The sequence below is a fragment of the Ralstonia soli genome, from assembly GCF_023955655.1.
Lineage (GTDB): Bacteria > Pseudomonadota > Gammaproteobacteria > Burkholderiales > Burkholderiaceae > Ralstonia > Ralstonia soli.
In genome coordinates this window covers 86,436-107,522 of record NZ_JAMXHT010000011.1, presented here as the reverse complement: position 1 = coordinate 107,522, position 21,087 = coordinate 86,436, and the positions used below count along the sequence as shown (strand labels likewise).

General features: G+C 64.4%; 20 protein-coding genes. 10 read left to right on the top strand and 10 right to left on the bottom strand.

Going from position 1 to position 21,087, the window contains the following annotated elements; all coding sequences use genetic code 11:
• The first annotated feature begins 1 nt into the window (after nt 1).
• The 5 genes from prfA (at nt 2) to NG900_RS24985 (ending at nt 3,655) form a co-directional block, all read left to right on the top strand.
• Entirely contained in the window at nt 2-1,084 is a 1,083-nt protein-coding gene (gene prfA / locus NG900_RS25005) for a peptide chain release factor 1 (RefSeq protein WP_252684822.1), read from the top strand.
• A gap of 200 nt (nt 1,085-1,284) precedes the next feature.
• Nucleotides 1,285-1,623 (top strand): hypothetical protein, encoded by a 339-nt coding sequence (locus NG900_RS25000; protein ID WP_252684820.1) that lies wholly within the window; start codon nt 1,285-1,287, stop codon nt 1,621-1,623.
• 93 nt (nt 1,624-1,716) lie between these two features.
• Nucleotides 1,717-2,619 carry a peptide chain release factor N(5)-glutamine methyltransferase gene (gene prmC / locus NG900_RS24995; protein WP_252684818.1) on the top strand — a complete coding sequence of 301 codons (903 nt, stop codon included), beginning with the start codon at nt 1,717-1,719 and terminating at the stop codon, nt 2,617-2,619.
• 68 nt (nt 2,620-2,687) lie between these two features.
• Entirely contained in the window at nt 2,688-2,999 is a 312-nt protein-coding gene (gene grxD, locus NG900_RS24990; RefSeq protein ID WP_252684816.1) for a Grx4 family monothiol glutaredoxin, read from the top strand.
• Between the two features lie 53 nt (nt 3,000-3,052).
• Nucleotides 3,053-3,655 carry a UbiX family flavin prenyltransferase gene (locus NG900_RS24985; protein WP_252684884.1) on the top strand — a complete coding sequence of 201 codons (603 nt, stop codon included), beginning with the start codon at nt 3,053-3,055 and terminating at the stop codon, nt 3,653-3,655.
• Between the two features lie 17 nt (nt 3,656-3,672).
• Here the strand turns inward: NG900_RS24985 and NG900_RS24980 are convergent, their stop codons facing one another.
• Entirely contained in the window at nt 3,673-3,864 is a 192-nt protein-coding gene (locus NG900_RS24980; RefSeq protein ID WP_252684814.1) for a hypothetical protein, read from the bottom strand.
• Nucleotides 3,865-3,985: 121 nt separating this feature from the next.
• Nucleotides 3,986-4,723 carry a hypothetical protein gene (locus NG900_RS24975; protein WP_252684812.1) on the bottom strand — a complete coding sequence of 246 codons (738 nt, stop codon included), beginning with the start codon at nt 4,721-4,723 and terminating at the stop codon, nt 3,986-3,988.
• A 306-nt stretch (nt 4,724-5,029) separates the two neighbouring features.
• Here NG900_RS24975 and NG900_RS24970 point away from each other — a divergent pair, with 306 nt between their 5' ends.
• From NG900_RS24970 to NG900_RS24950, 5 genes are all read left to right on the top strand, one after another.
• A complete protein-coding gene (locus tag NG900_RS24970) occupies nt 5,030-6,622 on the top strand; it encodes a glucan biosynthesis protein G (RefSeq protein ID WP_420804183.1) in 1,593 nt (530 codons plus the stop codon).
• Complete coding sequence (gene mdoH / locus NG900_RS24965) at nt 6,595-9,171, top strand: glucans biosynthesis glucosyltransferase MdoH (RefSeq protein ID WP_252684810.1); 2,577 nt, start codon at nt 6,595-6,597, stop codon at nt 9,169-9,171. The genes NG900_RS24970 and mdoH overlap by 28 nt, the downstream gene beginning before the upstream one ends.
• Nucleotides 9,172-9,358: 187 nt before the next feature.
• The gene (locus NG900_RS24960) at nt 9,359-9,667 is read left to right on the top strand and encodes a hypothetical protein (RefSeq protein WP_252684808.1); all 309 of its coding nucleotides are present in this window, start codon (nt 9,359-9,361) and stop codon (nt 9,665-9,667) included.
• Nucleotides 9,668-9,825: 158 nt separating this feature from the next.
• On the top strand, nt 9,826-10,314 hold the full coding sequence (locus NG900_RS24955) for an aminoacyl-tRNA deacylase (protein ID WP_252684806.1): 489 nt from the start codon (nt 9,826-9,828) through the stop codon (nt 10,312-10,314).
• A gap of 23 nt (nt 10,315-10,337) precedes the next feature.
• Nucleotides 10,338-10,571 (top strand): CDGSH iron-sulfur domain-containing protein, encoded by a 234-nt coding sequence (locus NG900_RS24950; RefSeq protein ID WP_252684804.1) that lies wholly within the window; start codon nt 10,338-10,340, stop codon nt 10,569-10,571.
• Between the two features lie 48 nt (nt 10,572-10,619).
• Here NG900_RS24950 and ettA read toward each other — a convergent pair whose 3' ends face one another.
• The 8 genes from ettA to NG900_RS24910 all read right to left on the bottom strand — a co-directional run bounded on the left by ettA (nt 10,620) and on the right by NG900_RS24910 (nt 20,610).
• Nucleotides 10,620-12,287 carry an energy-dependent translational throttle protein EttA gene (gene ettA / locus NG900_RS24945; RefSeq protein WP_252684802.1) on the bottom strand — a complete coding sequence of 556 codons (1,668 nt, stop codon included), beginning with the start codon at nt 12,285-12,287 and terminating at the stop codon, nt 10,620-10,622.
• A 145-nt stretch (nt 12,288-12,432) separates the two neighbouring features.
• Entirely contained in the window at nt 12,433-12,801 is a 369-nt protein-coding gene (locus tag NG900_RS24940; protein ID WP_048935357.1) for a cytochrome o ubiquinol oxidase subunit IV, read from the bottom strand.
• A complete protein-coding gene (gene cyoC / locus NG900_RS24935; protein ID WP_252684800.1) occupies nt 12,802-13,443 on the bottom strand; it encodes a cytochrome o ubiquinol oxidase subunit III in 642 nt (213 codons plus the stop codon). It lies immediately after the preceding gene.
• A 3-nt stretch (nt 13,444-13,446) separates the two neighbouring features.
• The gene (gene cyoB / locus NG900_RS24930) at nt 13,447-15,426 is read right to left on the bottom strand and encodes a cytochrome o ubiquinol oxidase subunit I (RefSeq protein ID WP_252684798.1); all 1,980 of its coding nucleotides are present in this window, start codon (nt 15,424-15,426) and stop codon (nt 13,447-13,449) included.
• Nucleotides 15,427-15,435: 9 nt separating this feature from the next.
• Entirely contained in the window at nt 15,436-16,425 is a 990-nt protein-coding gene (gene cyoA, locus NG900_RS24925; RefSeq protein ID WP_252684796.1) for a ubiquinol oxidase subunit II, read from the bottom strand.
• Nucleotides 16,426-17,046: 621 nt separating this feature from the next.
• A complete protein-coding gene (locus NG900_RS24920; RefSeq protein WP_252684794.1) occupies nt 17,047-18,690 on the bottom strand; it encodes an Nramp family divalent metal transporter in 1,644 nt (547 codons plus the stop codon).
• 42 nt (nt 18,691-18,732) lie between these two features.
• Nucleotides 18,733-18,939: a hypothetical protein gene (locus tag NG900_RS24915; protein ID WP_252684792.1), complete on the bottom strand. Its 207-nt coding sequence runs from the start codon at nt 18,937-18,939 to the stop codon at nt 18,733-18,735.
• Between the two features lie 228 nt (nt 18,940-19,167).
• The gene (locus NG900_RS24910; protein WP_252684790.1) at nt 19,168-20,610 is read right to left on the bottom strand and encodes a carbohydrate porin; all 1,443 of its coding nucleotides are present in this window, start codon (nt 20,608-20,610) and stop codon (nt 19,168-19,170) included.
• Nucleotides 20,611-21,087: the final 477 nt, after the last annotated feature.

Sequence of the window (21,087 nt, the reverse complement as noted above, 5' to 3'; positions counted from 1 at the left end):
AATGAAGCCCAGCATGCTGTCCAAGCTCGACCAACTGGCCGAGCGCCTCGTCGAAATCAACGCGCTGCTCGCACGCGAAGACGCCACCGCCAACCTCGACCAATACCGCAAGCTCACACGCGAACATGCCGAGCTGGAGCCCGTGGTCGCGCAATTTGCCGCGTGGAAGCAGGCGGAGGAAGACATCGCCACCGCGCAGGAACTGGCGGCCGATCCGGACATGAAGGCATTTGCCGAAGACGAACTCCGCGCCGCGCGCGAGCGCATGGAAGCGCTCGAAGGCGACCTGCAGCGCCTGCTGCTGCCGAAGGACCCCAACGACCATCGCAACATCTTCGTGGAAATCCGGGCCGGCACGGGCGGCGATGAATCGGCGCTCTTCGCGGGCGACCTGCTGCGCATGTACACGCGCTTTGCCGAGCGCCAGCGCTGGCAGGTGGAGATCGTGAGCGAGTCGCCGTCGGACCTGGGCGGCTATAAGGAAGTGATCGCGCGGCTGGTGGGCGAAGGTGCGTATTCGCGGCTGAAATTCGAATCGGGCGGCCACCGCGTGCAGCGCGTGCCGGCCACCGAGGCGCAGGGGCGCATCCATACGTCCGCCTGCACGGTGGCGATCATGCCCGAGGCCGATGCGCTGGCCGACATCCAGATCAACCCGGCGGATTTGCGCATCGATACGTTCCGGGCATCCGGCGCGGGCGGCCAGCACATCAACAAGACGGATTCGGCCGTGCGCATTACCCACCTGCCGACCGGCCTGGTGGTGGAATGCCAGGACGACCGCAGCCAGCACCGCAACAAGGACCGCGCCATGCAGGTCCTGGCCGCGCGCCTGAAAGACCGCCAGGAACGCGAAGCGCAGGCCAAGGAAGCCAGCGCGCGCAAGAGCCTGATCGGCTCGGGCGACCGCTCCGACCGCATCCGCACATACAACTTCCCGCAGGGCCGGGTGACCGATCACCGCATCAACCTGACGCTGTACAAGATCGACGCGATCATGGACGGCGATCTGGACGAGCTCGTGGGCGCGTTGGCTGCTGAGCATCAGGCGGAACAGCTCGCCGCGTTGGGCGACGACGTCTGATTGCGCCTGACGCCGCCCGATTGTTAAAAAGGGCCGGCCTCGTAACATCCGCTTGCGTTTGATACAGCTTTGCGCGGTGGCGCGTCGGCCTCCCGTTCCTATAATCGATTTCGATCGCGCCAAGTGCGCCGCTGGTCGCATCCGGTGGCACCCTATTCCAGACAGGCGCGGCAACCACCACGACGATTAGGAGAATCGCAATGCGTACCCAACTGCTGGCCATCACTGTCGCTACCACCCTCGCTCTTGGCCTGGCCGCCTGCGGCAAAAAGGACGAAGCCACCGACCAGGCCGCGAAGAGCGCGATGGAGCAATCGAAGGACGCCGCCAAGCAGGCTGTCGACAACGCCGGCACCGCCGTGAGCAAGGCCGCCGACGCCGCCAAGGTCGAACTCTCGCAGGCTGCATCGGATGCGCAGGTTTCCGCGTCGGGCGCACTCTCGCAGGCGAAGGATGCCGCCAAGCAAGCCGCCGACAAGACGGCCGATGCCGCCAAGGCCACCGCCGACAAGGTCAAGGACGCCGCCAACAAGCAATAAGCGCCCCCTGCTCCGACCCGCTCGCGGGCCCGTGCCACATCGGCCGGGCCCGTGTTATTTTGTGCGCCCGATCCTTGCCGCTGGTCTGTTGCCGTGTCGTCTGCCCCCGTCATTTCGCCCGAAACCCTGGCTCGCGTGGCCGACGCACTGGCGGCGCTCGCGCGCGCCGGCCTGCCCGCGCTCGAAGCACGCATGCTGGTCTCGCACGTGACTGGCCTGTCGCGCGTGCAACTCATCACGCAAGACACCTACGGCATCGACGAAGCCGCACGCGCGCAGATCAGCGACCTTGCCACGCGCCGCTTGGCTGGGGAACCGATGGCCTATCTGCTGGGCGAGCGCGAATTTTTCGGCCGCACGTTCAAGGTGACGCCGGCTGTGCTGATCCCGCGCCCGGACACCGAATTGCTGGTCGAACAGGTGCTGGATCGCCTCGAAGAGCGCGACGCGCCTACCGTGCTGGACATGGGCACCGGCAGCGGCATCATCGCCATCACCATCGCGCTGGCGCGCCCCGACGCACGCGTATGGGCCACCGATGCCTCCGCCGATGCGCTGGCGGTGGCCATGGAGAATGCCCAGACGCTGGGCGCCGCCAACCTGCATGCCGCGCTGGGCGACTGGTACGGCGCACTCGCGGAAGCCGATGTGCCGCCCGTCTTCGACCTGATCGCCAGCAACCCGCCGTACATCGCTGCGGCGGATGCGCATCTCGGCCAGGGCGATTTGCGGTTTGAGCCCGCCAGCGCCCTCACGGATCACGACGACGGCCTGCGCCATCTGCGCAGCATCGTTGCGGGTGCGTCCGCACGGCTGGCAGCGGGCGGTTGGCTGCTGCTCGAACATGGCTACGATCAGGGCGAAGCCGTACGCGCCCTGCTGGCGAATGCCGGTTTCGCCGACGTCTTCACCGCGCAGGATCTGGCCGGCAACGACCGCTGCAGCGGCGGGCAATGGCTGGTTCAAAACGCCGGCGAGCGTTCCTCGCTAAAATAGACAGGTTTTCCAATGTGGATGTCAGCTCGGGAACCCAGCTGCAGCCCTTCACCAAATCGAGTCTCCCCATGAGCACCACGCACGAAAAGATCGACCAGATCGTCAAAGGCCACCCCGTCGTCCTCTTCATGAAGGGTACGGCGCAATTCCCGATGTGCGGCTTTTCGGGCCGTGCCATCCAGATCCTGAAGGCCTGCGGTGTGGACAAGCCGCACACCGTCAACGTGCTGGAAGACGAGGAAATCCGCCAGGGCATCAAGGAATACGCCAACTGGCCGACCATTCCGCAGCTCTACGTCAAGGGCGAGTTCATCGGCGGCTCGGACATCATGATGGAGATGTACCAGAGCGGCGAACTGCAGCCGCTGCTGGCTGCCTGATTGCTGCGCGCCAAACGCGTTCTCATTTCAGCGTGACCTCCCCTTCGACCACCATGCCCGAATCGCAGCGTGTACGCCGCATCATTGTGGCGATCACGGGAGCATCGGGGGCGATCTATGGCGTGCGGCTGCTGCAGGTTCTGCAGGAGCTGCGTGAATCGGCGGGGGTGGAATCGCACCTGCTGATGTCGCCGGCAGGGCTGATGAACGTGCAGCACGAGCTGCACATGGCACGCGAAGAGGTGGAAGCGCTGGCGCACGTGGTGCACAACGTGCGCGACATCGGCGCGACCATTGCCAGCGGTTCATTTGCGGCCGAAGCCATGGTGGTGGCGCCGTGTTCGATGAAGACGCTGGCGGCCGTGGCGCACGGTCTGTCGGACAACCTCATCGCGCGCGCCGCCGACGTCACGCTCAAGGAGCGCCGCCGGCTCGTCCTGATGGTGCGTGAAACACCGCTGAATCTGGCGCACCTGCGCAACATGACGGCCGTTACGGAAATGGGCGGCATCGTCTTCCCGCCCGTGCCGGGCTTCTATCAGCGCCCCAAGACCATCGACGACCTGGTCGATCACACGGTCGGGCGCGTGCTCGACCTGCTGGGCCTGCCGCAGACGCTGGCGCCGGGCTGGCCAGGCCTACGTTCAGCGGATTAACGTCGGCAAGGGGCTGATCAGCGGCGTCCGCCGTGGTAGTTGAAGTACACCGACGGTCCCCAGTAGCCGTAACCACCGTAGTAAGCCGGATAGGCCGGTGCCGCATAAACCGGCGCAGGCGCGACCGCCACCGGTGCCGGATACACAGCACAACCCCCAAGCGTCGCGGCCGACAGTGCAAGAAGCGAGGCCAGAGCCACGATTTTCATGATTAGCGTCCTTCGGCCCCTCCAGTGAGGCCATGCGAACGTTATATGCCCCGGCGGGCGACGCCGGGGTCATGCGGGTGTAAGGGTTGTAACGGAAGGCTACGAACGGGTGTACGTAACCTCACTGGCGTGTCGTCGGCTTCGCTTGCGCAGCGCTCGCTGCCGCGGCAGGCGCAGAAGCCGCCACACCGGACGCCGGCTTGGGCGCATCCGGATCCACTTCCGCGCGCATCTCAGACATCACGGCACCGGCGCGCGGCGCCCAGAGAAATTCGACCGTGCCGTTCTGCGGCTCTTCGGGAATGGCGTACATCGTCACAATGGTCTGGTGGCCTGCCCAGCGCGCACGCAGCGAATCCACCGTCTTGCCGGACTTGAGCTTGAGCGGCGCCTTGCCCTCTTGCGCCGGCTTGCCGTAGCGGTCAGACAGCGCCTGGAAAATGCGCTGCTCCGTGTCGACGCCGCGCGTGGGCACAAAGAAGCCGGCGACATTGCCCTGGTCGATCAGCAGCACCGCCTGCGGGCCGTCCATCAATTGAGGCCGCTTGGCCGACGGCACCCCCAACGAGCGGGTGCGGCCGTGCGATTCGAGCGGGTCGGAGCAGTATTCAGAGACATCCTTGCCGCCGGCCGTGCGCACGTCTTCACACGAGGGCAGCTTGGGCAGCGGCTTGCCGAGCGGGAAGGCATCGAGCAGCACCGCCACATCCCCCGGGTCGCGCACGGTTTTCTCGGCAGCCGCCTTGGGCGCCTCCTTCTTGGCAGCAGGTGCGGCAAACGCCACCGGCGCCAGCAACGAGGTCGAAGAGGCAAAGGCAAGCATAGCGATCGTGGTAGCGCGTCGCGTCCAGCAGGTCATGCGAACTCCATGGAGGAAAGAGCCGAGAGTGTGCCATGCCCGAATGCCGGCACCCCGAAAGCGGTTCTGACCGGCCCGCAGCCGCGTGCGTTCCCCTCAACCGAACAGCTGAGGGGGCCAAAAATGACAACGTTACACGCCATTTGACGCAGTTATTTGCGCAAGGCGGCAGGAAACGTTATCAAAATGTTGCCGGTTTTGATCTCGCAAAGGTCGGGCGGGTAAAATCCCCGGCGGCACAGACGAATGACCGGCAGGCCCCTAAGCGTCACGTTCCTCGGGCCCGCCGCTAGACGCGATCTCATTTTGAACATTCCCTCCGCTGTTTCCCCCCGCTTTCCGGCAACCGCGCGTGCTGCACGCACCCGCTCGGTCGCCGGCTATGCACGGCTGGCCGTGGGCTTGCTGGCGCTGGCGTCGGCGCATGCTGCGCTGGCCTTCGGCTTCAACGACGTGGCCGCCCGCGCCAAGCAACTGGCCGCCAAGCCGTACCAGGCGCCCGCCAATACCCTGCCGCGCGAACTGCGCGAGTTGCGCTACGACCAGTACCGCGAAATCCGCTTCAAGTCTGATCAGGCTTACTGGCGTAAAGACAAGCTGCCGTTCGAGCTCGGCTTCTTCCACGAAGGCTCGTACTACGACCAGCCCGTGAAGATCAGCGAGGTGTCGCCCGCCGGCGTGCGCGAAATCCGCTTCGATCCGCGCCTGTTCGACTACGGCCCCGTCAAACTCGACCCGAAGCAGTTGCAGAAGCTCGGCTTTGCCGGCTTCCGCGTGCATTACCCAATGAACACGCCCAAGTACAAGGACGAGGTCATCGTCTTCCTGGGCGCGTCGTACTTCCGCGGCATCGGCAAGGGGCAGGTCTACGGCCTCTCCGCGCGCGGCTTGGCCATCGACACCGCGCTCAACTCGGGCGAGGAATTCCCCCGCTTCACCGATTTCTGGATCGAGCGCCCCGCCGCCAACGCGAAGGAGCTGACGATCTACGCGCTGCTCAACTCGCGCCGTGCCACGGGCGCCTATCGCTTCATCGTCAAGCCGGGCTCCGATACAGCGGTCGACGTGAAGGCGCAGCTCTACATGCGCGAGAACGTGAGCAAGCTGGCGTTCGCCCCGCTCACCAGCATGTTCTTCTTCGGCGAAAACCAGCCGGCGTCCGCGCTGGACTTCCGCCCCGAAGTGCATGACTCCGACGGCCTGTCGGTGCTTTCGGGCACGGGTGAATGGATCTGGCGTCCGCTGACGAACCCGAAACGCCTGCTGGTCAGCTCGTTTGCCACCACCAACCCGGGCGGCTTCGGCCTGATGCAGCGCGACCGCGCCTTCTCGAGCTACCAGGAGATCGGCGACCGCTACGAACAGCGCCCGAGCGCCTGGGTCGAGCCTGTCGGCAGATGGGGCGCGGGCCGCGTGGAGCTGGTACAGATCCCAACGCCCGACGAGACCAACGACAACGTGGTCGCCTACTGGGTGCCCGAGAACCCGCCCAAGCCGCAGCAGCCGTTCAACCTCGAATACCACCTGCTCTGGCAGAAGGACGGCGACAAGAAGCCGGCGCTGGCGTGGGTCACGCAGACGCGCCGCTCGCATGGCTGGACGACCAAGCGCCCCGACGAGCGCAAGCCTGACGACACGATCGCCTTCGTGGTCGACTTTGAAGGCCCGGCGCTGTCCAAGCTGCCGCCCAATGCACCGGTCGAGCCGGTGTTCTCGGCGGACGCCAACGGCAAGATCGAATCGATCTTCGGCCAACCCAACACCGCGACCGGCGGCTGGCGCGTGACCGTGCGCCTCAAGCGGGTCGACGACGACAAACCCGTCGAACTGCGCGGCTACCTGCGCAGCCGCGGCACCGGACTTTCTGAGACGTGGAGCTACCTGCTACCTCCGGGCTGAACGTGACGACGGCCCAGACCGGCGGCGCCGCAGGCGCTGCCATGGCGACGGCGCAGTCCGTCGCCGATCGTTATCTTGAAGCGCTGCCGCTGGCGGCCAACGCACGTGCCGCGCTGCTACGCGATGCGGGCATTGCGGCCGGCGACGACGATGCTGCGGCACTCGCGAAGCTGCATCGCGCGCTGGCCAAGCTCGACCCGGCACAGACGACTTCGCTCCAAGCCAACGCACCGGCCTACGCATCGGTCGGGTCGCGCCTGGATGCCGCCTACGGCACCACGCGCGCCGATGCCGCATCGACCGAGCCCGCCACCGAGCCGGCACCGCCGCTCGAACACGACAGCGAAGGCCGCATCCATCTGGATACCGGCCCCACGCCGGCACGTCGCTCGATGGTGCCGTGGCCGTGGGTGCTCGGGCCGATCTGGCGCGCGCGCAAGGCCATCGATCGCTGGATGCATGGCGGCAAGGCGCCGGTGCCATACGAAGCGCCCGACTCGCCCGATCCCAAAGGCATCTGGCGCTTTGTCGGCGCGCGCCGTCGCCTGACGCTGCTCGCGCTGATGATCGCCCAGACCGTCGCCGCCACCTGGGCGATGAGCACGGTGCTGCCGTACCACGGCGCCGACTGGCTCGAAGCCATCATCATCGTGCTGTTTGCGGTGCTGTTCTGCTGGGTGTCGGCGGGTTTCTGGACGGCCATCACCGGCTTCCTGCTGCTGGCCTTCCACGGGGACCGCTTCGTCATCTCGCGCCGCGCCGCGCCCGATGCGGTGATCCCCGACGATGCGCGCACCGCCATCGTCATGCCGATCTGCAATGAAGATGTGCAGCGCGTGTTCGCCGGGCTGCGCGCAACGTACGAGTCGCTGCAGCGCACGGGGCATCTGGAGCACTTCGATTTCTTCGTGCTTTCGGACTCCGGCGACCCCGACATCCGCACCGCAGAAGCCGATGCGTGGCTGCACATCTGCCGCGCGCTCGACGGGTTCGGCCGCATCTTCTACCGCTGGCGCCGTCACCGTGTGAAGCGCAAGAGCGGCAACATCGACGATTTCTGCCGGCGCTGGGGCGGCAAATACCGCTACATGATCGTGCTCGACGCCGACAGCGTGATGAGCGGCGATTGCCTGACGCGCCTGGTGCAGCTGATGGAGGGGGCACCTTCTGCCGGCATCATCCAGACCGCGCCGCGCGCCGCTGGCCGCGACACGCTGTATGCGCGCATCCAGCAGTTCGCCACGCGCGTGTATGGCCCGCTGTTCACCGCCGGCCTGCACTACTGGCAGCTGGGCGAATCGCACTATTGGGGCCACAACGCGATCATCCGGCTGGACCCGTTCATCAAGCACTGCGCGTTGGCGCCGATTCCGGGCAAGGGCTCGCTGTCGGGCGAAATCATGTCGCACGACTTTGTCGAAGCCGCGCTGATGCGCCGCGCCGGCTGGGCCGTGTGGATCGCCTACGACCTCGACGGCAGCTACGAAGAGATGCCGCCCAACCTGCTCGACGAGCTGGGCCGCGACCGCCGGTGGTGCCACGGCAACCTGATGAACTTCCGCCTGTTTGGCGCGCCGGGTTTCCATCGCGTGCACCGCGCGGTGTTCATCACGGGCGTAATGGCCTATCTGTCGGCGCCGCTGTGGTTCCTGTTCCTGTTGCTGTCGACGGCGCTGCTGGCCAAGCACACGCTGATCGCGCCCGAATACTTCACACAGCCGCACCAGATCTTCCCAATCTGGCCGGAGTGGCATCCGGAGAAGGCTGCCGCGCTGTTCTCGGCCACCGCCACCGTGCTGTTCCTGCCGAAGATCCTGAGCGTGCTCGTGCTGTGGGCGCAAGGGCCGAAGCGCTTTGGCGGGGCCATCCATCTGGCGCTGTCGATGGCGATCGAGGCGGCGTTCTCGGTGTTGGCCGCGCCGGTGCGCATGCTGTTCCACACGCGCTTCGTGACGGCCGCGTTCCTTGGCTGGAAGGTGCACTGGAAGTCGCCGCCGCGTGAAGATGCGCAGACGCATTGGGGCGATGCCGTGCGCCGTCATGGCCTGCATACCGTGATCGGCATCGTCTGGGCCGCGATCGTGTATTGGCTGAACCCGAGCTTCCTGTGGTGGCTCTCGCCGGTGGTGGGCGCGCTGATCGTGTCGATTCCACTGTCGGTGCTCTCTAGCCGCGTGAGTCTGGGCCGACGCACGCGTCGCCTGCGGCTGTTCATGATCCCCGAGGAAGTGCGCCCGCCGCGCGAGTTGCGTGCCACGCGCAAGCATCTGCGTAATGCGCCGCCGATGCCGGACTTCCGGCAGGCCGTGGTAGACCCCGTCACCAACGCGTTGATGTGCGCGATCGGCACAGCGCGCTTTCCGCACGACAAGCGTCTGCTGGCCGTGCGGGAGGCGCATGTACGTCACGCGCTCGAAGTCGGGCCCGACAAACTCACAGGCAAGCAAAAGCTGGTGCTGCTGTCGGATCCGTTCTCGTTGTCGGCGCTGCATCTGGCGGTGTGGTCGTCACCCGAGCAGCGTGCGGCCTGGGAGCCTGCGCAAGGCTGAGCAACGAGCTCACGCCGAATACCACGCCCCACCAGCATCTTGCCCGGTGGGGCGTTTTACTTTCCGTTACACCCGTAGGATTTGCGTATCACCTGACGCGCCCCATCGTTCATAGAATGGCTTCACGAACTTGATACACGAAGTCGACGGCATCCCGCCCCGGCCTCGCAACCGAAGGAGAAGCATCATGAAACGCACACTGCTCGCATTCGTTCTGGGTGGCGCCGCGCTGTGCGCCTCGACGGCGGCGCTGGCGCATGTGGATGTCGGCGTGTCGCTCGGCGTGCCTGCACCGGTGTACGTGGCCCCGGCGCCCGTTTATGCACCGCCCCCGGTGGTCTATCGCCCTGCACCGGTCTACGCCCCGGCGCCGGTGGTCTATGGTGGCTACTACCGTGACCGCGACGACTGGCGGGAGCGCGAATGGCGCCGTCACGAGTGGCGCGAACGTGAATGGCGCCACGACCGCGGCTGGCACCGCGGTTGGGATCGCTGATAGCAGCATCCGGCAAATCGCCTAGCCCACGCGGGCCGCTCACACGAGCGGCCCGTTGCTTTTGTACGCAACACCGTGCATGCGCCGCAAACCGACCTATCCTGACGTAGCGGCCATCGCAACTTCGCCGCCGGCCGCCAACCAACCGGGAGGACGCCATGTCGATTTCCAGCACCCTCGACGGCTGCCTGCGCAGCAAAGGCTGCCTGTACGAGGTGATCCGCCATCCGCATACCCACACCAGCACCGAAACCGCGCAATCCGCGCATGTCCCCGGCGACCGTCTGGCCAAGACGCTGTTGCTTGAAGACAAGTTCGGCTATGTCGCGGCCGTGCTGCCCTCGACGTATCACCTGCACCTATCCGAGCTGCAAAAGGAATCGGGCCGCATGGATCTCACGCTCGCCGACGAGTCGGAATTGCGCGAGGTCTTCAGGGACTGCGATGCAGGGGCCGTACCGCCCGTAGGCATGGCTTACGGCATGCCCACGTACATCGACAGCAGCCTCATGACCCACGGCGACGTCTACTTCGAAGCCGGCGACCACGAAAACGTGGTGCACATGGACATGGATCAGTTCATGGCCTTGATGCGCGACGCCAAGCCAGCCCACTTCGCCTATCGGATGCAGGGCATCCTGTTCTGAGCGGCGGCACGAAGGAGGCCACCATGGCCGACGACGTCATCATCACGGCCCGCAATAACGGGCCGTATCACATCAAGGGGAATTTCCGCATCGTCACCCAGAACGGGCGTGAGCTGCCTGTGGAGGAAGGCCAGGCATGGCTGTGCCGCTGCGGGCACTCGTTGAACAAGCCGTTCTGTGACGGCTCGCACAAGCGCGCCGAGTTCGACAGCAACCTCGACGCGCCACCGCCGGTGGAGGCGGACCGTTCGCCTTAAACGACAACACGGCGAAAAACGCGGGCCGAAAGACCCGCGTCTTGTCGCTTAACGCGTGACGGGCTTGTAGCGGATGCGCTTGGGCTTGGCGCCTTCTTCGCCCAGACGCTTCTTCTTGTCGGCTTCGTATTCCTGGTAGTTGCCCGGGAAGAATTCGACGTGCGAGTCGCCTTCGAAGGCGATGATGTGCGTGGCGATCCGGTCGAGGAACCAGCGATCGTGCGAGATCACCATCACGCAGCCGGCAAACTCCAGCAGCGCGTCTTCCAGCGCACGCAGCGTTTCCACGTCGAGGTCGTTCGACGGTTCGTCCAGCAGCAGCACGTTGCCGCCCGAGATGAGCGTCTTGGCCAGATGCAGGCGCCCGCGCTCACCGCCCGAGAGCGTGCCGACGTGCTTCTGCTGATCGCCGCCCTTGAAGTTGAAGCGGCCGATGTACGCACGCGACGGCGTTTCGTAACGGCCCACGGTCAGGATGTCGGAGCCGTTCGAGATTTCTTCAAAGACGGTCTTGTTACCATCCAGCGCATCGCGGCTCTGGTCCACGTAGGCCAGTTTGACGGTCGGGCCGATCTTGATGGTGCCCGAGTCCGGCTGCTCCTTGCCCGTGATCATGCGGAACAGCGTGGACTTACCCGCGCCGTTCGGGCCGATGATGCCGACAATCGCGCCGGGCGGAATCGTGAAGCTGAGATTGTCGATCAGCAGGCGATCGCCATAGCTCTTGCTCACGTTCTGGAATTCGATCACCTCGTTGCCCAGACGCTCGCCGGCCGGGATGAAGATTTCCTGCGTTTCGTTGCGCTTTTGATATTCCTGGCTGTTCAGCTCGTCAAAGCGGGCCAGACGCGCCTTCGACTTGGCCTGACGGCCCTTCGGGTTCTGGCGCACCCACTCCAGTTCCTTCTTCAGCGCCTTCTGGCGGGCCGATTCGCTCGACTCTTCCTGCTTCAGGCGCGTCTCTTTCTGATCGAGCCACGAGCTGTAGTTGCCCTTCCAGGGGATGCCGTGGCCGCGGTCGAGTTCGAGAATCCACTCGGCGGCGTTGTCGAGGAAGTAGCGATCGTGGGTGACGGCCACCACGGTGCCCGGGAAGCGCGTGAGGAACTGTTCGAGCCAGTCCACCGATTCGGCATCCAAGTGGTTGGTCGGCTCGTCGAGCAGCAGCATGTCGGGGCGCGAGAGCAGCAGCTTGCACAGCGCCACGCGGCGCTTTTCGCCGCCCGAGAGGTGTTCGATCTTGGCGTCCCACGGCGGCAGGCGCAGCGCGTCGGCGGCGATTTCCAGTTGCAGTTCGACGTTGTCACCCGACCCGGCGGCGATGATGGCTTCCAGGCGCGCCTGCTCTTCGGCCAGCTTGTCGAAGTCGGCATCGGGTTCGGCGTAGGCCGCATAGATGGTTTCGAGCTGCTTCTGTGCGTCCATCACCTCACCCAGGCCGCTTTCGACTTCCTCGCGCACGGTCTTGGCGGGGTCGAGCTGTGGCTCCTGCGGCAGGTAGCCGATGTTCAGGTTGGGCATCGGCGTGGCTTCGCCTTCGATGTCCTTGTCGAGGCCGGCCATGATCTTGAGCACGGTCGACTTGCCCGAGCCGTTCAGGCCCAGCACGCCGATCTTGGCGCCCGGGAAGAACGACAGCGAGATGTCCTTGAGGATCTGGCGCTTGGGCGGAACGATCTTGCCCACGCGGTTCATGGTGAAAACGTACTGTGACATAGGTAAAAGGCGGGCTTGGAAGCGGGGGAAAACGCAGAAAGAGGGAATCCGCGGAGTGTAGCAAAGCCAGGGGGCCAGGCCGCGCGGGTAAAAGAAAAGGCGCCCACCAGGGGCGCCCTTCCGAGGCAACGGAGGCCAAGCCTCGTTACATCGTCATCATGTTGGCGTTCATGTTGTGCATGACCCACAGCGAGCCAACAACGACGATCGCCAGAATCAGCAGCGTGAACAGGAAGGCCATCACGTTCCAGCGCTGGGCGGACGAGCCGTCCAAGTGCAGGAAATAAATCAGGTGCACGACGATCTGCACGACCGCCAGGGCCATCACCGTCACCAGCACGGTGCCGTGCGAGTAGCCGCCGTCCATCACCATCTTGAACGGGATGGCCGTCAGGATCACCGCCAGCACGAAGCCGATCAGGTAGCCCTTGATGGTGGCGTGGCCGGCGCCGCCAGCGGCGTGGCCGTGAGCGTCACCGTGGGCACCGCCCATCGAAACGTTGGTCTGTTCCATTTACATCGCTCCCAGCAGATACACGACGGTGAACACACCGATCCACACCACGTCCAAGAAGTGCCAGAACAGGCTCAGGCACGACAGGCGCGTCGTTTGGGTCGGGGTCAGGCCCTTGGCGGCGATCTGCCACATCATGACGATGATCCACAGCATGCCGCTTGCCACGTGCAGGCCGTGCGTGCCGACCAGCAGGAAGAACGACGACAGGAACGCGCTGCGGTTCGGGCCGGCGCCTTCAGCGATCAGGTGATGGAATTCGTTGATTTCCATGCCGACAAACGCGGCGCCCAGCAGCAAGGTAATGCCCAACCACAGCATCACGTGATCCTTGCGCCCATTCTGCACGCTGATCATCACCATGCCGTACGTGATGGACGACACCAGCAGGATGCCGGTTTCGATGGCCACGTACGACAGATCGAAGAGCTCCTTGCCCGTCGGGCCGCCCGCTGTCGCGCCGCGCAGCACGCAGAACGTAGCGAACAGCGACGCGAAGATGATCAAGTCGCTCATCAGGTACACCCAGAAGCCGAAGACCTTGGTGTCTGCGACGTCGTGGTGGTGCGCATGGTCATGCGCGTGGTCGTGGCCGTGCGCGTGAGCGTGCGCGGCGTGACCGTCTAGAACATTGGAAGCCATGGTTTAAGCCTGCGAACCGATACGTTGGAAGTAGGCCGACTCGGTCTCGTGAACCTCGTGAGCGGGCACGTAGTAATCGACGTCGTCGTCGTTGCTGCGGAGGATGAAGCTGCCGATCATGCCGACCAGACCCAGCACGGCCATCCACCAGATGTGCCAGATCAGCGCGAAGCCCATCACGATCGAGAACATGCCGATGAAGAAGCCGGCGCCGGTGTTCTTCGGCATGTGGATCTTCTCGTAGCTGGCGGCCACTTGCGTCGGCACTTCACCGCGCGCCTTCATGTCAGCGAAGGCGTCGATGTCGCGCACCACCGGCAGGACCGGGAAGTTGTAGTGCGCCGGCGGCGACGACGTCGCCCACTCCAGCGTACGGCCACCCCACGGATCACCCGTCAGGTCAGCCAGCGCATGACGGTTGCGGATGCTCACGAAGATCTGGATCAACTGCGAAGCGATACCGCAGGCGATGATTGCAGCGCCGATCACGGCAACGATCAGCCACGGCTGCCATGCCGGATTGTCGGTATGGTTCAGACGACGCGTCATGCCCATGAAGCCCAGCACGTACAGCGGCATGAACGCGGTGTAGAAGCCCACGAACCAGCACCAGAAAGCGCGCTTGCCCCACTTCTCGTCCAGCTTGAAGCCGAAGGCCTTCGGGAACCAGTACGTGATACCGGCCAGGTAACCGAACACCACGCCACCGATGATGGTGTTGTGGAAGTGAGCAATCAGGAACAGGCTGTTGTGCAGCAGGAAGTCCGCACCCGGCACGGCCAGCAGCACGCCGGTCATGCCGCCGATCACGAAGGTGATCATGAAGCCGATCGTCCACAGCATCATCGAGTTCAGCTCGACGCGGCCGCGGTACATCGTGAACAGCCAGTTGAAGATCTTCACGCCGGTCGGGATCGAGATGATCATCGTCGCGATACCGAAGAACGCGTTGACGTTCGCACCCGAACCCATGGTGAAGAAGTGGTGCAACCACACCAGGAACGACAGCACGGTGATGCCGGCGGTTGCCCACACCATCGACGTGTAGCCGAACAGCTTCTTGCGAGAGAACGTCGAGACGATTTCCGAGAACATGCCGAACGCCGGCAGGATCAGGATGTACACCTCGGGGTGGCCCCAGATCCAGATCAGGTTCACGTACAGCATGGCGTTACCGCCCAGCTCGTTCGTGAAGAAGTGCATGTCCAGGTAGCGGTCAGCACCCAGCAGTGCCAGCGCCACAGTCAGCACCGGGAAGGCGGCGACGACCAGGATCATCGAGCACAGCGACGTCCACGTGAAGATCGGCATGCGCATCAGCGTCATGCCCGGCGCGCGCATCTTGAAGATGGTCGCGACAAAGTTCACGCCGGTCAGCAAGGTCCCCAGGCCGGATATCTGCAGGGCCCAGATGTAGTAGTCGACCCCCACGCCCGGGCTGTAGGCCAGCTCCGACAGCGGCGGGTACGCCAGCCAGCCGGTGCGAGCAAACTCACCCACGCCCAGCGACACGTTGATCAGCACCACACCTGCAGCGGCCAGCCAGAACGACAGCGTGTTCAGGAACGGGAACGCCACGTCGCGCGCACCAATCTGCAGCGGCACGATCAGGTTGATCAGGCCCGTCATCAGCGGCATGGCCATGAAGAAGATCATGATCACGCCGTGCGCGGTAAAGATCTGGTCGTAGTGCTCAGGCGGCAGATAGCCGGCACCGCCGCCCGAGGCGACCGCCAGTTGCGAGCGCATCATGATGGCGTCGGCAAAGCCGCGCAGCAGCATCACGATGGCCAGAATGCAGTACATCACGCCGATCTTCTTGTGATCGACCGAGGTGATCCACTCATTCCAGAGGTAGGTCCACTTCTTGAAGTAGGTGATCAGGCCAAACAGGCCTGCGCCACCCAGCAGAATGGCCGACACCGTCACGACCACGATGGGCTCGTGCAGCGGGATGGCCTCCAGACTCAACTTGCCAAACATCGTCAACTCCTAGGAATTCTTGGGCGTGGCCGCAGTTGCTGCCTTCGGCGCCGGCAGGGCGGATTGCACCGGCAACTCGCGCGTGGCCGCTTCGGCCGTCGCGGTGGTGCAGTTGGCGCCTTGGAGCGCCTCGTCGAGCGTCAGGACCTTGTCCGAGTCACCCATGTATTTGTGCAGGATGCTGTGATACAGCGTCGGGTCCACCGAGGCGTACGCTGCCGGCGGCACCTTCTCGCTCGGCTTGGCCAGCTCCGCGTAGCCTTCCTTGGTCAGGTTCTGCGACGAGGCACGGACCTGCTTGACCCAGGCGTCGAACTCTTCGTTCGTCATGGCGGTGGCCTTGAACTTCATGCCCGTGAAGCCCTGGCCGCTGTAGTTCGACGACATGCCGTCAAACACGCCCGTCTCGTTGGCGATCAGGTGCAGCTTGGTCTGCATCCCCGCCATGGCGTACACCTGGCTGCCGAGCTGCGGGATGAAGAACGCGTTCATCACCGTGTCGGACGTAATCTTGAAGTTGACCGGCGTGTTGGCCGGGAACGCGAGCTGGTTGACCGTCGCGATCTTCAGTTCCGGATAGATGAACAGCCATTTCCAGTCGAGCGAGACGGCCTCGACGGTGATCGGCTTCACGTCCGACTCGATCGGCTTGTACGGATCCAGCGCGTGCGTGGACTTGTAGGTGATCACGCCCAGCACGATGATGATCAGGCACGGGATCAGCCACACCACCGCCTCGATGGCGTTGGAGTGCGACCAGTCCGGCTCGTAGCGAGCCTTGGTGTTGGTGGAGCGGTACTTCCACGCAAACACCAGCGTCAGCACGATCACCGGAATGACCACCAGCAGCATCAGGCCGGTCGCCACCAGGATCAGCGTCTTCTCTTCAGCCGCAATCATCCCCTTCGGGTCCAGGACCGTCAGGTTGCAGCCCGCCAGCAGGAGCGGGAGGCTTGCGGCCAGGAGCCGCTTCAGTTGTGGAACGAGTGTGTTCTTCATGTCTTGCACTTTGTGCCGGCGATGCTTTCCGGACATCACGGGTGCCAAACAGCCCAAACAGCAGGCCACAGGCGGAAAAACGCGGGAAATGAGAAGACCGAGCTACCGGCACCTTGGAAACGCCTGGTGCGACAGCGGGTCTTCGATCACATCGGGCGCCGATCAGGGAGAAGCTGAACCCAGCGCACCCCGCCGGTGAGGCGGACTTCGGCCATGACTGGCATGGACGAGGCTGAGCGCCGCCGCACTGCACAACACAGCGGACGACACATCGGGGGCGGAAGGATTCGATGCAGGCACTACGTCAGGCGCCCGTTGGGAGCGCGGTTGGGAGTGGAATGCGGGCGCGATCTTACCGCCAGACGGCGCTTGGGATCGCATCGCCTGCTCAGGCAATTAGATATCGCCGTCGATTGACAAGTGGCCCCCTCGCCGTGCGGCTAGGGTTTACGCGGCTTTGCGGGTAAGCAAATCGAAAGTGCGTGTTGTTGCACTGCGACAATCAGCCACAGTGGTGCGCACCCGACGCAGCCCCCAGATGTGCGCCCCGATACCGCAGCGCAAGCGCGAATCCATCTTGTTTCGGCGCCAAGACAAGGCCACCGAAGTGGCTTCTTGATCTCATTGCGTCAGCAATCCGGCAATCCGAACCAGCACCAGCCCCGCTGCCACCACGAGGTAGCCGCGCAGGACGAACATCCACGTGCGCTTGAGCGGCGTCCACCGTGCCGGCGTGAGCTGCTCCAGCGGCGGCATGGTCCAGCGGTCGCGGTCGAGCACGCTGACGCGCAGCGGGTGATGCGGCCGCTGCGTGCGTCGCGCAATGCGCCACAGCACCAGCGACATGACGATGGCGATGACCGAGCCGCCGATCAGGATCGCGCCGATCTCGAATTCGCCGATGCCAGGAAACAGCACCGCCGCCGTCAGGATGACGGAGAGCATCACCAGCACCGCCACCACGCCGCCGGTGAAGATGTTCATCGTGCGGCCGTTTGTCCACGGGCCCAGCACAGCCTTGTCGTTGCACAGCAGCAGCAGGAACACCGTCGCGCTCGGCAGCAGCACGCCAGCCAGCGACTGCACCGCGTTGGTCAGCAGCCCCAGCGGCACGCCCGGTGTCAGCACCAAACCCGCCGCCAACAGCGTCAGCCCGGCATACACGGCATAGAAGCCCTTGGCCTCCGTTGGCTTGCGATGCAGCGAATGCCGCACGGCAAACACATCGCCAATCGCATACGCCGTGGAGAGCGACACCGCGCACGCGCCGATGATGCTGGCGTCCAGCAGCGCGATCGCAAACAGCACGCCGGCCCAGCGGCCCGAATGGGCTTCCAACCCTTTCGCGGTGCCCAGCGCATCGGTGTAGTTGCCGAATTCAGGCGTGCCATGAAAGGCCTGCGCGCTGAAGGCAATCATCGCCACGGCACCGGCAATCACCAGCACGATGCCCAGCCACAAATCCGCACGCTCATAGCGAATGAAGCGTGCGGTGATGCGTTTGTCGATCACATAGCTCTGCTGGAAGAACAATTGCCACGGCGCGACCGTCGTCCCCACGATGGCGATGATCAGCAACATCACCTCCGCCAGCGGTGCGCCGGCCGGGAGTGCTGGCACGAAGAAGTCACGCGCCACCTGCCCCATCGGCGGATGCACCATCACGAACACGGGAATGAGCGTGAGGCTGCCGGCCACCAGCAGCAACGCAAAGCGCTCGAAGCGGCGGAAGTCTCCGGTGGACGAGGCCAGCATCACCAGCGCCGCCGCCGCGCACACGCCCCAATAGCGCGGGATGCCAAGGTACTCCAGCGCCAAGCTGATGCCGATGAACTCCGTCACCAGCGTCAGCGCGTTCACCAGAAACAGATCGATCACGGAGAAGCTGCCCCAGAACTTGCCGAAGCGCGCAAAGATCAGCCGCGCATGGCCGACACGCGTGACGGCGCCTAAGCGCAGCACCATCTCCTGGTTCACGTACAGCACGGGGATGAGCAGCAGCAACGTCCACAGCAGCGTGGTGCCGTAGTTCTGCCCGGCCTGCGTGTACGTGCCGAACGCGCCGGCATCGTTGTCGCCGACCATCACGATCAGGCCGGGCCCGAGGATGGCGAGCAGCGTGCGCAGACGCGCGCGCCAGCCGTCACGCGCGCCGGTATCGTGATGCGCGATGGTGCCGAGCGCACCGCGGATGTCGCCCACGTGGGCGTCGTCGAGCGCGGCATGACGTGGTGGTGCGTCGATGCCCGAAGCAAATTGGGTCATATCGACCTCCGATGGTTTTGATGTTGTTGGATGCCCCGCCGGTTACCAATAGGTGCGCGACAGCCGGATGGCCGCTGCGGCGTAGCCGTGGTTGGAGAGCGACTGACCGCTATCTCCGGCGCGCTGGTTGGTCGCGACAGACGTCGCACCGGCACGCTCTGGTGCACCGGTCCGGGCCTGTACAAAGGGCGAGCTGAACGGCAGCGCGATCACCGGGAAACGACGTGCGGGAATATTGAATTTGCGCATGGCACACTCCTCGCCGCGTGCGCACGACTCACGCGCGGCACGCAGCAATCGCCGCGCACGCGTGGATGCGGCGGCGGAATCAAACGATCAAGGAGCGATGCGAGACACCGCTGCCTTGCCAGGGCGGCAAGTCAGCAGCAGGGAACAACCGTGCGGCGGACTCGCCTAGTGGGAAAGAGAGATCGGATAAGGTCGACTCGGACTGTCCATATGGGTCCTCCGTGCGTCTTAGAACGCCGCGTGGGCGCGAACACCAAAGAACTTGGCGGGCCCGCGGTCCCGGTTGTAGCCGGGGTTCTGGATCAACTGAAAATCGGGGCTCAGGGTGATGCCCTTGACCGGTTGAAAGCTGTAGAACACTTCGAGTATGCGCTCCTGGCCGTAGTTCAATGCGCCGTCGCCCAGGAACGCGCCGCTGCCCCCTGCCGCCAGATAGGCGCGGTGATCGGGACCCAGCATGTTGAGCGAGAAGGCCGCACCCAGCACATCATTGGGCCGGCCCCACGACGTGCCATTGAGCAGGCCGCCGAACGACACATTGCGACCGGCCTCCGTAAAAGCATAGGTCTCCGTCCTGTCATCCGACCAGTTCAAACGGGTGAACAGGCCCAGGTTTTCACCCACCTTTTGCTCAAAGGACAAACCCACTCCCACCTTGGCATGCTCGCGGCGCACCAGGCTCAGATCAGGCGCGCTGCCCGTGGACTGGCCAAGCGCCATCGCATCGTCAAAGCGGCCCATGCGCGCAAAGTTGCGCCAGCCGAGCAGGCGCACCTTGCCCTCCTGGCCGAACAGCGTGTAGCTCTTTTCCAGCTCGAGCATGTCGCCGTAGTGTTTGAGAAAACGCGTGTCGAGCGGCAAACCATTGGACTCCACCGGTTGCAGGAAACGGCCGGCGCGGACAGCCCAGCCGAGTTCGCTGTCGATGTATTCGAGCGCCACGCCCCAGCTGTAGCCACGCGCATCGGCGGGATAGTCGAACGACGGATGCGTCATGAACGACCAGTTCAGAAACTGTGTGCGTGGGTCATGCGCATATTCCACGGCATCGAACACGTCGAGCACTGACAGGTTGCCCACGGTCAGTACCACGCGGCGCTTGTCCACCACGTCGGCAAACTGGTTGAAATCGGCGTCGATCTTTTCGGCATCACCGCCCAGGCCCCAGGTCTGGCGCAGGAAAACGCGGGCGCGATACAACGTCGGATCGACGCCTGTGACTTTGGCCAGCTCCCCGTTGGTTGGGCCGCCCAAACCATGCAGATCCGAGAAGGCCTTGCCCATCGCGACTTCCGGGTTGAAATGGAACTCTGCCCCCTTCCACAGCCGCATGCCCAAATCGAGCGTGGTGCTGAAGGAATAACTGGTGGCACGATCCGGCGTCAGGCTGTTGTCGCCGCTGTACGGCGCATTGAATGCGGGCTTGGCCTGCCAGATCCAGGTGGATTGGCCGTGAAAGCCGAAGCGGTCATCCAGCTCACCGCTGGCGATGGGCAGGGCATCGGCCGCCGGAGCGGAAGCGGGCGCGTCGTCTGCGCGTGCAAGTTGAGTGGAAGCAGACAGCAGAGCCATCAAGGTCAGCAGAGCCGGGCGGCGAAGCACAGCGGCGCGCACCAGAACCAGCGGACGCACGGAAACCCAAACGTATTGCAGCATCGAGAGAAACAGCATGAGACCTCCCCCATTCGTTTCTATGACGAACGTAGGCATGAGCCGACCACGGTGCTCCCAGGAAACCACGCGCGCAAACACGCACGCAGCCACATGGCCGTGTCGGTAAAACAATCGAATTGTGGGAAGGGACTTGTTGCGGAGAACCCGCACAAGCGCCACTACCCGCCGTGAAATACGGCTAGGCAGTGGTCAGGCGCGAAAACGATGCGCCGAGACTGTCTAGCCGTTCAATGTGCGATCGAAGATCGACTAGAACAACTGTCCATGGAGATGCACTCCGTAGCGATGACGGGGCGCAGAGTAACAAAGTGTTCTCGGACTCGGCAAGCCTTTTTGGGAGGGGGTGGAAGGCTCTTTGCACACCGGCAACATGAACGTGCCCGGCCGAACCCAAGGCCGGCGTGCAATTGGCTTGGTGGCGCCATGTACAGGCGTTTGGACCACACGGAAAATACTCCCCCAGGTACACGCACA